Annotated in this window: 10 protein-coding genes; 3 read left to right on the forward strand and 7 right to left on the reverse strand. The window is 73.1% G+C overall.

The genetic code is table 11. The features are described 5' to 3' along the window. Positions 1-52: 52 nt before the first annotated feature. The 5 genes from AB0I68_RS00415 to AB0I68_RS00435 all read right to left on the reverse strand — a co-directional run bounded on the left by AB0I68_RS00415 (position 53) and on the right by AB0I68_RS00435 (position 5,493). Positions 53-1,501 (reverse strand): penicillin-binding transpeptidase domain-containing protein, encoded by a 1,449-nt coding sequence (locus AB0I68_RS00415; protein WP_363174917.1) that lies wholly within the window; start codon positions 1,499-1,501, stop codon positions 53-55. Positions 1,502-1,563: 62 nt separating this feature from the next. Next, complete coding sequence (locus AB0I68_RS00420; RefSeq protein ID WP_363174918.1) at positions 1,564-2,238, reverse strand: response regulator transcription factor; 675 nt, start codon at positions 2,236-2,238, stop codon at positions 1,564-1,566. Beyond that, complete coding sequence (locus AB0I68_RS00425) at positions 2,235-3,533, reverse strand: histidine kinase (protein ID WP_363174919.1); 1,299 nt, start codon at positions 3,531-3,533, stop codon at positions 2,235-2,237. Before AB0I68_RS00425 ends, AB0I68_RS00420 begins: the two co-directional genes overlap by 4 nt. A gap of 61 nt (positions 3,534-3,594) precedes the next feature. Beyond that, on the reverse strand, positions 3,595-4,584 hold the full coding sequence (locus AB0I68_RS00430; protein WP_363174920.1) for a hypothetical protein: 990 nt from the start codon (positions 4,582-4,584) through the stop codon (positions 3,595-3,597). 93 nt (positions 4,585-4,677) lie between these two features. Beyond that, complete coding sequence (locus AB0I68_RS00435) at positions 4,678-5,493, reverse strand: IclR family transcriptional regulator (protein ID WP_363174921.1); 816 nt, start codon at positions 5,491-5,493, stop codon at positions 4,678-4,680. A 147-nt stretch (positions 5,494-5,640) separates the two neighbouring features. On the opposite strand from AB0I68_RS00435, the gene AB0I68_RS00440 reads away from it, so the two are divergent. The 3 genes from AB0I68_RS00440 (at position 5,641) to AB0I68_RS00450 (ending at position 9,104) form a co-directional block, all read left to right on the forward strand. Beyond that, a complete protein-coding gene (locus tag AB0I68_RS00440) occupies positions 5,641-7,164 on the forward strand; it encodes an aldehyde dehydrogenase (NADP(+)) (protein ID WP_363174922.1) in 1,524 nt (507 codons plus the stop codon). Between the two features lie 391 nt (positions 7,165-7,555). Next, entirely contained in the window at positions 7,556-8,806 is a 1,251-nt protein-coding gene (locus AB0I68_RS00445) for a TerD family protein (protein ID WP_363174923.1), read from the forward strand. A 112-nt stretch (positions 8,807-8,918) separates the two neighbouring features. Beyond that, complete coding sequence (locus AB0I68_RS00450) at positions 8,919-9,104, forward strand: hypothetical protein (protein ID WP_363174924.1); 186 nt, start codon at positions 8,919-8,921, stop codon at positions 9,102-9,104. 78 nt (positions 9,105-9,182) lie between these two features. On the opposite strand, the gene AB0I68_RS00455 is transcribed toward AB0I68_RS00450, so the two are convergent. Further along, positions 9,183-10,622, reverse strand: a complete 1,440-nt coding sequence (locus AB0I68_RS00455; protein ID WP_363174925.1) for an alkaline phosphatase PhoX — start codon at positions 10,620-10,622, stop codon at positions 9,183-9,185. Between the two features lie 260 nt (positions 10,623-10,882). Beyond that, a complete protein-coding gene (locus AB0I68_RS00460; RefSeq protein ID WP_363174926.1) occupies positions 10,883-12,364 on the reverse strand; it encodes a hypothetical protein in 1,482 nt (493 codons plus the stop codon). Positions 12,365-12,693 lie beyond the last annotated feature (329 nt).

Consider the following 12,693-nt stretch of genomic DNA (forward strand, 5'->3'; position numbering starts at 1 on the left):
ACGCGCCGGGAACCGTGTCGGTTCCCGGCGCGTCACGCGACGCCCGGCGCGGCTACTTCTTCAGCCACGCCTCCATCATCTTCTGGGCGATGGGGGCGGCGAGCCTGCCGCCGCCGATCTCGGAGCGGTCGGTGTCCGAGTTCTCGATCACCACGGCAACCGCGATCTGCTTGCCGCCCTGCTTGCCGTACGAGGTGAACCAGGCCAGCGGCGGCAGGCTGTTGTTCACGCCGCGCTGCGCCGTACCGGTCTTGCCGCCCACCTCGGCGCCCGCCACCTGCGCGGGCTTGCCACCGCCTTCGGTGGCGACGGTCCGCATGGCGTCCTGCAGCATCGACGCGGTCTTGCCGCTCATGACCTGCTCGGACTTCGGGTTCTTGAAGCTCTCGAGCACGTTGCCGTTCGCGTCGGTGACCTCGGAGACCGAGTGCGGGGCGACGAGCTTGCCGCCGTTCTCGATCGCGGCGGTCACCATCGCCATCTGGAGCGGGGTGGCCTGCACGTCGAACTGGCCGATACCCGTCTGCGCGACCTGGTCGACCGACATCTTGTTCGACGGGTACTTGCTCGCCGGCCGGGCGGTGACGGGCGTCGCGGTCTCCGTGTTGAAACCGAGCTTCTCGGCCATCGCCCGCATCTTGTCCTGCCCGAGCTTGTGCGCCAGCTCCGCGAAGACGTTGTTGCAGGACAGCCGCAGGGCGGTGCGCGCCGAGACGTTGTTGCAGGCCGCGGATCCCGCCTCGCTGGGCAGCAGGGTCCGGGTCCCGGGAATCGTGTACGGGTCCGGGGTGCCGGTCGGCGCGTCGAGGTTGGTGACCAGCCCGTTCTCGATGGCCGCCGCCAGGGTGACCAGCTTGAAGGTGGAGCCCGGCGCCTGCGGCTTGCGCAGGGCCACGTTCTCCATGGCCTTGCCCTTGTCCTCGATCAGCTTCTCCCAGGCCGCCTTGTCGTTGGCGCCGGTGATGCTGCCCGGGTCGTAGGAGGGGTTGTTCACGATGGCGAGGATCTCGCCGGTCGCCGGGTCGATGGCGACGGCGGCGCCCTGCTTGCCCTGGAGCGCGTCGTACGCGGCCTTCTGGACGTCCTTGTCGATGGTGGTCAGCACATTGCCCGGCGCGGCCCGCTTGTTGGTGAGCATGTCCATCACGGTCTTGAGCCGGTCGTCGGACCCGTTGAGGATCTTCTTGTAGACGCCCTCCAGCATGCTCGTGCCGAAGGCCTGGGAGCTGTAGCCGGTGATCGGCGCGTAGAGCGGACCGTCGACGTACGTGCGCTTGTACCCGAAGTCCTTGCCCTCCGTCTTCACCGAGCCGGTGATCGCCTCCCCGCCCACGATGATGTTGCCCAGCGGGTTCTCGTACTGCCCGATGAGGTTCCGCCGGTTGTTCTCGTTGTCTGCGAGGGCCTGGCCTTGGTAGGCCTGCACCCAGGTGACCCGCACCAAAAGGGCCAGCACCAGGAGCAGACAGAAGACCGACGCACGCCTGATCGTCTTGTTCATCCCCCAGAAGGACGCACCAAGGCCCCCGGTCGTTCCGCTCTGCCCCGATTGTGGCCGGGTTCTCAGCTTTTCTTCATGATGAAGCCGCCCTCGTAGGCCGCGATGACCGCCTGGGTGCGGTCGCGGGAGCCGGTTTTGGACAGGACCGCGGCGACGTGGGTCTTGACTGTCTGGGGGCCGACGCCGAGGCGTTCGCTCATCTCGTGGTTGGACAGTCCGGTGGCCATCAGGCGCAGTACGTCGGCCTCCCGCTCGGTGAGCCGGGCCACCCAGGGGGCGGCGGGGCCCGGGGCACCGGGGGCGTGGGCCGCGGCCAGGGAGCGGACGGCGGCCGGGAAGAGCAGGCAGTCGCCGCGGGCGACCAGGCGGACCGCGCCGACCAGCTCGTCGGGATCGGCCCGCTTCAGGAGGAACCCGGCGGCGCCCGCGCGCAGCGCGTCGTAGACGTACGCGTCGTTCTCGAAGGTGGTGACGACCACGATCCGGGGCGGTTCGGACATGGTGGCGATGATCTGCTCGGTGGCCCGGATGCCGTCGATCTCGGGCATCCGGACGTCCATCAGCACCACGTCGGGGGCCAGGGAGCGGACCACCGGGACGGCTTCGGCGCCGGAAGCCGCCTCGCCGACGACCTCGAGGTCCGGTTCGGCCTCGAGGATGACCCGCAGGGCGGTGCGGACCATGCGCTCGTCGTCGGCGAGCACGATGCGCAGCGGCGGCCGGGGCGCAGCGGTCATCGGGCTCCTCCGCCGAGCGGGAGGACGGCCCGCAGCCGCCACAGCCCCTGGTGCGGGCCGGCTTCGACGCGGCCGCCCAGCAGGGTGGCCCGCTCGGCGGCGCCGTGCAGCCCACGGCCCCCGGTGGTGCGGGGCTGCTGCCCGTCGGCGGTGTCCGGCGGATTGGTCATGGTGATCTCCAGTTCACGGTGGGTGCCGTCTTGCCTGCCTTGTACGGCGATCCGCAGCTCGATCGGGCTCGTACCGTGGCGCAGGGCGTTGCTCAGGCCCTCCTGGACGATCCGGTACGCCTCACGGGAGGTGATCGCCGGGAGCTGCGCCCAGTCCCCTGCCGGTCCGGGGGCCTGGTGGGCGGTGACGGTGGTGCCGGCGGCCCGGGTCCGGGCCAGCAGTCCGTCGAGGTCGGCGGAGAGGGTCGGCGCGGGTGCGGCGTCGGGCCGGGCCGGGTCGCCGTCCCGCAGCAGACCCAGTACGGCGTCCAGCTCGCCCACCGTCCGCCGGGTGGTGTCCTCGATCGCGGCCAGTGCCTCCCGTACGAACTCGGGGTCGCTGTCGAGCACCCGCCGGGCGGCGACCGCCTGGAGGGTGACGGCGCTCAGGGCGTGCCCGACCGCGTCGTGCAGCTCCCGGGCCAGCCTGTTGCGCACGGCCAGGTCGGCGGTCCGCTCCTCGGCCGCGGCCAGCCGGTCCGCCGCCGTCGGCCCGAGGAGTACGGGTGCCACCCGGGCCAGCAGCGCCCCGGCCCCGGCGGCGCACAGGACGAGCCCGCACAGCAGCCCGATCCCGAGCAGCGGGGCGGTGTACGGCGCGGCGCCGGTGCTGAACCAGCCCATCCCCATCCGGGCGTCCCGCAGCCCGCTCACGAACGGCAGCGCGATCAGCACCACCGCCATGGGCGGCACCGCGAGGCTCATCCCGCTGATCACCGCACCGACCCCGAGGTGCAGGGTCCACCAGGCCGAGGTCCGCCCCCGGGCCGCCCAGGACCGGGCCGGCCCCTCGGCCAGCCGCTCGCCCGGCACCCCGCACAGGGCCCGTACGGCGCCCACCGACATCGGCCGGACGAGCCCGAACACGGCGGTCACCGCGACCAGCGGCAGGGAGAGCCCGTAGGCGGCGAAGGTCAGCGGGGTGGAACCGAAGACGTTGCCCCCGCCCGCCGCGACACTGACCACCACCTGGGCGAGGAGGAAGTACGGCATCAGCAGGGCCCCGCCGAGGATCAGGTGGACCCAGCGCAGCCGGGCCCGCGCCCCCAGCAGCCGGCCCACGCCGGCCCGTGTCCCCGTCCGCATCCCGCTGCCCCCCGGCGTCCCGCTGCCCCCGTCGGTCCTCTCCCGCTCGAGCCGGTCCCCGTCACGCAGTGCGGCGTGAGCCGAGGAACCGGGTCAGGACGACGGCGGCGAGCAGACCGGTGATCATCTGGCCAGCGTAGGTCAGGACCATCACGGTGGTGACCTCCTTCGCGGGATCGGTGGTGCCCATCGAGGAGATCAGCAGCCACAGGCCCCAACCCGCCGCAGCAGCAGACCCGATCCACGCGACGGCCAGTGCCCACCGGGCCTGTCGGGCTCCGCCCCGGGCCAGGTTCACCGCGCCCGCCCCCGCGACCAGCAGGCATATCCCGTGGGTGGCGAACACCGCGCCGGTCTGGGGACTGAACTGCGATATCTGCGAAGCGCTCAGCCCGACCGTGCCGCCGAACGCCCAGGTGAGATGCATCGCCGCCGCGGCCACGGCCAGCACCGCCGCGGCTCCCGCCACCACCCCCGTGGGTGACGGGAGCCGCTCGCCCTGGACGCCCTGCCACCGGCTGCCCCAGCGCTCCCGCGCATAGGGGACGAACAGGCCGGCCAGGGTTATGGCCTGCACGATGAAGCCGCTGTAGACGACGTTGAACACCCAGGGGTCGAGGAAAGGCTCCTTGGCCGCCTGCGCGGCCGCATCCGGCCCCAGTCCCACTGCCCCCAGGAGGAGTTGGGCGGGAAAAGCCACGACGATCGGGACGAGCAGCCCGGTGGCGATGAAGACCGGGACGGTCAGCAGCCAGGACGGCACCCGCATGCCCCAGGGCCGGGTGAACACCAGCACGAGCACGATGACGGCCGCGTCCATGACCAGCGTGACGGCGTTCGCCACTTTGAAGAACATCCCGGTCCCCAGCAGCACGCTGCCGTCCGGTATCCCGATGCGGCTCCCCGCCACCCAGGCGCCCTTGAGGCACAGGTACGGCACGGTGGCGGCCAGGGCCGCCGCCCGCAGGACGCCGCGCGCGGTCCCCGGCCCGGGGGCCGACGGCCGCACCGGGTACGTCTTCTCGCTGGTGTGCACCGCTCGTGTGGTCATGACTCAACGGTCGCGTGCGCGCCGCCCCGCCACCTCCCCCATGAAGGTGAACCGCCTCCCCCGCCCGGGGGAGGAAGCTGCCCGTCCACCGCCTCACATGCGGCGGGTCGCCACCGACAGCCGGTCCCGCGCCTCGAACAGCGCCGCCTTGATCCTCTGCTCGTGACCCGCCGTCAGCCGGGCCACCGGCACCGAGCAGCTCACCGCGTCCCGGGCCGGCGTCCGGTAGGGCACCGCCACCCCGAAGCAGCGCAGCCCGAGCGTGTTCTCCTCCCGGTCCACCGCGTAGCCCTGTTCCCGTACCAGCGCCAGCTCCTCGACGAGCCGCTCCCGGTCGGTGATCGTGTGCTCGGTGACCGCCTCCAGCCGCCTGGGCAGGAGCGCCCGTACCTCCTCGTCGGAGTGGGTCGCCAGCAGGGCCTTGCCCAGCGCCGTCGAGTGCACGGGCAGCCGCCGCCCGACGCGGGTGAACGGCCGCAGGTAGTGCTGGGACTGGCGGGTGGCCAGGTAGACGACGCTCGTACCGTCGATCCGGGCCAGGTGGATGGTCTCGGTGGTGTCGTAGGAGAGCCGGTCCAGGGTGGGCCGGGCCGCGGCGACGACCTCGTCCCCGTCGATGTACGAGCTGCCGACGAGCAGGGCGCGCACACCGATGCCGTACCGCGTGCCCGTGGCATCCGTCTCCACCCACCCCAGGTTCACCAGCGTGCGCAGCAGCATGTAGAGGCTCGACTTGGGCAGCGAGAGGTCGTGCTGGATGTCGGCCAGGCTGTGCAGTCCGGGCCGCGCCGCGAAGTGCTCCAGCAACAGGACCGTGCGGACGGCCGATTTGACGGCCGCCGGCGCTCCGGGGCCCCCGGCCGCCGAGCTCCCCGAGATCTCCGGGCTCCCCGGCTCAGCTGTGGTCATTCGCCTTCTTGCCCCTCTTGTCTCTTGTCAACGTGGAAGACCCGGAAATAGAGTCCTGAACGGATGTGATCATTCATCCATCGGAGCGGCGTTCAGAATACTGAACGCCACCGCGCGGGTCAGCGTAGATCCAGGAGGCAGTGCGCCATGGCAGCAACACCAGTCTGGAGTGTGGACCCCCGTAGCGGGAAGCAGCGCGAACAGGTTGCGGTGGAAGCCACATCCGACGAGGTGGACGAGGCCGTACGCGCCGCCCACGCGGCGCGCGGCGCGCTCGCCGACCGCACCACCCGCGCGGCCTTCCTGAGGGCGGCCGCCGAGCTGCTCGACGAGGCCGCGGCCCACGTGATCGAGGCCGCCGACGCCGAGACCGCTCTCGGGCCGGGCCGGCTCACCGGGGAGCTCGCCCGGACCACCGGCCAGCTGCGGGCCTTCGCCGACGCAGTGGACGAGGGCTCGTACCTCGACATCCGCATCGACCGCGCCGATGCCGGCGCCGTCCCGCCGCGCCCCGAACTGCGCCGCTACAAGGTGCCGCTGGGCGTGGTCGCGGTCTATGCCGCCTCCAACTTCCCGCTCGCGTTCTCCGTCCCCGGCGGGGACACCGCGAGCGCACTGGCCGCCGGCTGCCCGGTGGTCGTCAAGGCGCACCCCGACCACCCGGCCACCTCCGAGCTGTGCGCGTCGCTGCTGCGCCGGGCGGCGGTGGCGGCCGGTCTGCCGGCCGAGGTCGTCGCCGTCGTCCACGGGTTCGACGCGGGCCTGGAGCTGATCCGCCACCCCCTCGTGTCCGCCGCCGGATTCACCGGTTCCATCCGGGGCGGGCGGGCGCTGTTCGACGCGGCCGCCGCACGGCCCGTACCCATCCCCTTCCACGGCGAACTCGGCTCCCTCAACCCCGTCGTGGTCACGCCCGCGGCCGCCGCCGAGCGCGCCGAGGAGATCGCCGCCGGGCTCGCGGGCTCGGTCACCCTCGGCGTCGGCCAGTTCTGCGTCAAGCCGGGCCTGGTCCTCGTCCCCGAGGGCGCGGACGGCGACCGGTTCACCGGCGCGCTGACGAAGGCGCTCGGCGAGACCGAGCCGGGCGTCCTGCTCGACCACCGGATGCGGGAGAACTTCATCTCCGGCGTGCGCGAGCGGGCCGCGCTGCCCGGCGTCACCGCACCCGTCACCCCCGGCTCCGGCGGCGAGCACACCGTCGGCGCGGGATACCTGGCCGTGCCGGCCGAGAGCCTCCTCCGGGGCGGCGCGTACGAGGTGCTGCTCGAGGAGTGCTTCGGACCGGTGACCGTGGTCGTCCGGTACGCCGACCAGCGCGAGGCGGGGTCGGTGCTCGGCCTGCTCCCCGGGAACCTGAGCGCCACGCTCCAGCTGTCCGCGGCCGAGGCCGACGGTGGTCCGGGCCCGGCGGGGGAGCTGATCGCGCAGGTCACGGCGCTGGCCGGGCGGATCGTGGTCAACGGCTGGCCGACCGGGGTCGCGGTGGCCCCGGCCCAGCACCACGGCGGCCCGTACCCGGCGGCGACCTCGCACTCCACCTCGGTCGGCGGGACCGCCATCGAGCGGTGGCTGCGGCCGGTGGCCTACCAGTCGGTGCCGGACGCGCTGCTTCCGGAGGAACTGCGCGAGGCGAACCCGCTGGGGCTGCCGCGCCGCGTCACCGGCGGCTGAGGCGGCCCCCACGGCCGGGCCCCGTCCCGACGGGCCCGGCCCCGCCCGTCCCCTCCCCGCGCCGTAAACCCGTTGCCCGCCCCGCCCCCGCGGGGCAGGCTGCCGGTATGCCGTGACCTCACGGGTTCACGTACGAACAGCGCAGCGACAACGGCGTCGTCATCACGCACCAGGGGCGGGCCGCCGGCACCCTGCGGGGCGGGCGGGCCGAGAAGTTCCTCACGGAGGTGGAGTCCGGCGACGCGCAGCTCGTGATGGCCCGCTGGACCGGCGCGTACAAGTTCGGCAACGAGCGGACGGCGCAGAACCACCCCCGCAACCGGCGCTGAAATCCGCCGCGCGGGTAAGGGAACGGCAAAGCCGCTCCGGTCGTTCTCCGGGCATGACCGCTATGACCCCAGGTTCCAACCTGCCGCTCAATACCGTCCGTGTGACGGTGGACGTCGCTGCCCCGGTGCGGCTCGACGTATCGGGACTCCTTCTCGCGGCGGACGGCAAGGTGCGTTCCGACGCCGACTTCATCTTCTACAACCAGCCGTCCGGGCCCGGTGTCAGCTACCGGTCGGGCGGCGGGGCGGCGCCGGACTCGATCACCGTGGACACGGGCGCGCTGCCGCCGGGCATCGAGCGGATCGTGGTCACGGCCAGCCCCGACGCCGCCGGTCAGACCTTCCAGGGCATCGAGCCCACCGCCACCGTGCGGCATGCGGACAGCGGCGCGGTGATCGCCACCTTCACCCCTCCGCAGCTGGGCACCGAGACCGCGCTCGTGGTCGTGGAGGTCTACCAGCGCGGCGGCGTGTGGAAGGTGCGCGCGGTCGGCCAGGGGTACGCCAACGGCCTCGCCGGGATCGCGACCGACTTCGGGGTCTCCGTGGACGAGGAGCCCGCCGCGCCGCAGGCCCCTGCCGCCCCGGTCACTCCTTCGGCCCCGGTCTGGGGCCAGACCCCGGCGGCCCCGTCCGCCCCGTCCGCCTCCTCCTGGCCGAGCGCCCCCTCGACCCCGGCGGCACCGCCCGCTCCCCCCGCTCCGCCCACCGCGTCCCCTGCCGCCGCCGGCACCGGGAAGATCAACCTCGACAAGGGCCGGGTCAGCCTCCAGAAGAACCAGACCGTCTCCCTGGTCAAGAACGGCCGCCCGCTGCTCTCCCAGGTGAAGATGGGCCTGGGCTGGGAGCCGGCGTTCGGCGGCCGGGACATCGACCTCGACGCCTCCGTCATCGCGTACGGCCCGCAGCGCAACCACATCGACAGCTGCTACTTCGGCAAGCTGTCCATCCTGGGCGGCGCCGTCAAGCACTCGGGCGACAACCTCACCGGTGAGGGCGCCGGGGACGACGAGGTGATCGTCGTGGACCTCGGGCGGCTGCCGGCCGAGGCCACGGGCCTGGTCTTCACGGTCAACTCCTTCTCCGGCCAGAAGTTCACCGAGGTCGCCAAGGCCTACTGCCGCCTGATCGACGCGGCGAGCGGGGAGGAGCTGGTGCGCTTCGACCTCACCGGCGCCCAACCGCAGACCGGGGTCATGATGGCCAAGCTGGTTCGCCAGTTCTCGGGCGAATGGGAGATGACGGCCATCGGAGAGTTTGTGAAGTCCCGCACAGTGCGCGGCATGGTCCAACCGGCCTCACAGGCGCTCTGAGCAGGTGGGCGGGCACATGGAGCCACCGTGACCGACCGGCCGAGGGCCGAGGTGATGGATTCCACCCTTAATCCGGAGGTGACTGTCAGTGCCCGCCCGTAGCCTTGAAAGCATGTACAGCACACTCCGGCCCGCGGGTCCCGCCCGTCCGTCCGCCGCCGAGGCGAACGAGGCGATACGGCACCTCGTCGAGACCCGGGTGGACGAGGAGTGGCCCTCCGAGGCGTATGAGTTCCTGCTCGAGGAATGGGCCGCAGCCAGCCGCACCGAGATCGCCGAGGTCGCCGCCGCCCAGTGAAGGGCGGCGGCGCAGCCGTCGATCGTGAAGGCCGGCCGCCGGAATCGGCCGTTCCCCGGATCACCGGCCGTCGGGGTGTCAGTGCGCGCGCCGCCACGGTCCGGTGATGGCCAGCATGATGCCGGGCTCCTGGATGTTGGCGTACAGCGTGCGCCCGTCCGGGGAGAAGCAGACCCCCGTGAACTCGGAGTATTCCGGCGCCTGCGCCGTCCCGTTGTTCAGCTCGTTGCGCGCCAGCGGGTACGTACGCCCCGACTCGGTTGCGCCGAACAGGTGCTGCAGGCCGCTGCCGTCCTCCGCGATGACCAGGCCGCCGTACGGGGAGACCGTGATGTTGTCGGGACCGTCGAAGGAGCCGTCCTTCGCCGGGTCGGCGTTCACCCCGAGCACCACCATCAGCCGGACCGTGCGGCGCTTCGGATCGTAGAACCACACCTGTCCGTCGTGCGCTGCGCCCGGGCTCTCCTCACGGGCGTACGAGGAGACGAAGTAGGCTCCCCCGTCGGCCCACCACATGCCCTCCAGCTTGCGGGCGCGGGTCACCGCGCCGTCCGCGAACTGCTTGCGCACCGACATCGTCCGCGCGTCGCGGTCCGGCACGTCCACCCAGTCGACCCCGTAGACGGTACCGGTCTTCGTCGCGCGCGAGAGGTCGTCGACGAACCGGCCCGCCCCGTCGAAGCACTTGGCGGCGGCCAGCGCGCCGGCGTCGGCCGCGAGGGTACGGAGCTTGCCGCGCCCGTGGTGGAAGCCGCTCGGCGGGGTCCAGCGGTAGAGCAGCCCGTTGGGGCCGGAGGCGTCCTCGGTCAGGTAGGCGTGGCCCTGGCGCGGGTCGATGACCACGGCCTCGTGGGCGTACCGCCCGAAGGCCTTGACCGGCTGCGGGTCGCGGTTGGCGCGGCGGTCGTGCGGATCGACCTCGAACACGTACCCGTGGTCCTTGGTCATCCCGTTCTTGCCGGCGAGGTCCTCGGTCTCCTCGCAGGTCAGCCAGGTGCCCCAGGGGGTGGCGCCACCCGCGCAGTTGGTCGACGTACCGGCGACGCCCACCCATTCGGCGACCTCGCCGCCGCGGCGGACCTCGACGACCGTGCAGCCGCCGGCGGCGGCCGGGTCGTAGACGAGGCCCTCGGCCAGGGGGACGGGGTGGGCCCAGCGGTCGCGCTTGCCCTTGAGCTCGTGGTTGTTGACGAGGAGGGTGACCCCGCGGTGGCCCTCGAAGGCGGCCGTGCCGTCGTGGTTGGACGGCGTGGACTCGCCGGACTCGAGCGTCGTGACACCGCTGTGGGTGATCACGCGGTAGCTGAACCCGGCGGGGAGGGCGAGCAGTCCGGCCGGGTCGGCGAGGAGCGGTCCGTAGCCGGGCTCGCAGGGGCGGCCTTGCTCGTCGCGCCGGGTGCTGTCGTCGGCCGCCAGCGCTCCCGGGGCGGTGGCGAGTGCGCCGACCGTCCCGGTGAGCGCGACTCCCGCGCCGGCGATGACGGTGCGGGCGGTGAAGTCTCTACGGCTGAGCGGCATCGGGTCTCCTGGGGTGGGGAGGTGGTGCGCTTGTCGTACGGTCGTCGGCGCACACGCTCCCGCCCGCACGTGAACGGCGGCTGAACTACCCGCGAAGGGGAACCGGCCCCTTCCCCGTGGCCGCAATGGCCAACTCCGATTCAGGAACGGCGCGTTCCGGCCCTTGCTGCGGCCCTCGCCCCGGCTTTCACACCGGCCCCCGCCCCACCCCTCGCCCTCGCCCTCGCCCCCGCCCGCCCCCGCACCGCGCCCGCATCGCGTCAGGACTGCCGCGAACGGGCCTTGAAGGCGGCCTTGCGGGCCTCCTTGGCGGCCTTCTTGTCCGGGTGCATCCGGCCCATCGCCTCCAGCACGTACGCCGTCGCCGGGTGCTCCACCCGCCAGACCTGGTCGAAGAAGCCGGCGTGGTGCGCGGTCAGCGACTCCATCAGCAGCGGCAGTTCCGCCGCCTCCCCGTCGGCCGCGAGCTGCGCCGCGATCGTGTCGACGGTCAGCCAGAACACCATCGCCCCGTCCGGCGCCGGTACGTCGGCCGCCCCGCGCTCGGACAGCCAGACCCGGGCGAGCCCGCCGAGCTCCGGGTCGTCCAGCACCGCGCGGACCGCCGGCTCGGCGTCCGGACCGGCCGGGGCGAGGGCCTGCTGGCAGCGCAGCCGGCGCAGCGGGCCGCCCTCGTCGGCGCCCCGGGCGGCGGCCAGCAGTTCGGCGACAGCGACGGGCAGTTCGCGGCCCGCGAGCCACTGTTCGATCTCGGCCTGGGCGGCGCCCTCGGGATAGCCGCAGACCCCGTCGAGCAGGGCGTCCGCGCCCTTGTCGGCCAGCTCTCCGACGGCGGGGGCGGCGACCCCGGCCTCCAGCATGCGGGCGCGGATCCCGTAGAGGCCGAGCGGGGTCAGCCGCACCATCCCGTACCGGGAGACGTCCTCGTCGTCGGCCGCGCCGGCCACCGAACCGGCGGCGAACTCCTCGTCGCCCGCCTCCGCCATCAGCGCCTCGTCGACGGGCTGGAACTCGACGAGCCCGATCGGCTCCAGCTGCCGGAACTGGTCGTCGAGGCGCATCATCGCGTCCGAGACCTGCTCCAGCACGGCGTCGGTCGGCTCGCTCATGTCCTCGGGGATGACCATCGAAGCGGCGAGCACGGGCAGCGGAACGGGTCCGTCCGAGGCGCCGCGCTCGGTGACGGTGAGCAGGTAGAGGTTGGCGAGGATCCCGTCGAGGAAGTCCGCCTCGCGGCGCGGGTTCCAGTCGAGCTGGTCGAAGTCGATCTCGCCGCCCGCGTCCAACGCGTCGACGAGGTCGTCCAGATCGGGCACGGCCGCGTCCGCGAGTACGGTGTCCAGGGCCGCCAGCCACAGGGCGAGCACCTCGCCGGGCGCGCCGCCGGCGACCAGGGCCAGGTCCTCGCCGGGCACGGCGGTGCCGGACTCCTCCTCGCCGTCCTCGTCGCCGTCTTCGGGTTCGGTCACGTCGACGAGGCCGGTGTCCACGGCCACCCGCCAGGCCTGGCTCGCGAGCATCGGGCCTTCCTCGCCGGCGGCATCCAAGCCGAGCGCGGCGGCGGCCTCGGGCAGCTGCGCGGCGACGAGTTCGCCGCCGATGTCGACGCGGGTGTCCGGTCCGGCCCAGCGGGCCAGCCGTACGGCGCGGGCGAACAGCGGGGCGACGAGGGCGTCGCGGGCCAGTTCCGCATCGGAGGGCAGCCGGACCGGCGGCAGCGTGGGGTGCGGATCTGCGGACATGGGGCGGTCTCCTCGCGGACGCGGTGGGGCGGTGGGCACGGCCGCTCCGGGGCGGTGGTTCGGCCGCTCCGGGACGGTGGTTCGGCCGCCGCGGGGCGGCCGTCCGGCGCACCAGCGTAGACGCATTTCGGGCGCGCCTGACGGGCCATCTCCTTTGGTTCATCCCACAGTCAGCTCCCGTATCCCTTGGAGGCCTTGACAACTTCCCTGCCCACACAGGAAATTGACGCGCGTAGATCTATGGGGAACCTCCGGGATCCCTGCGGTTCTCCTGCGGCTCGGCCGCGGAAGCTCCGTACGTATCCCGCCAAAAGCACGCATCACCCTCT

This window comes from Streptomyces sp. NPDC050448, from assembly GCF_040655295.1.
Classification (GTDB): Bacteria; Actinomycetota; Actinomycetes; order Streptomycetales; family Streptomycetaceae; genus Streptomyces.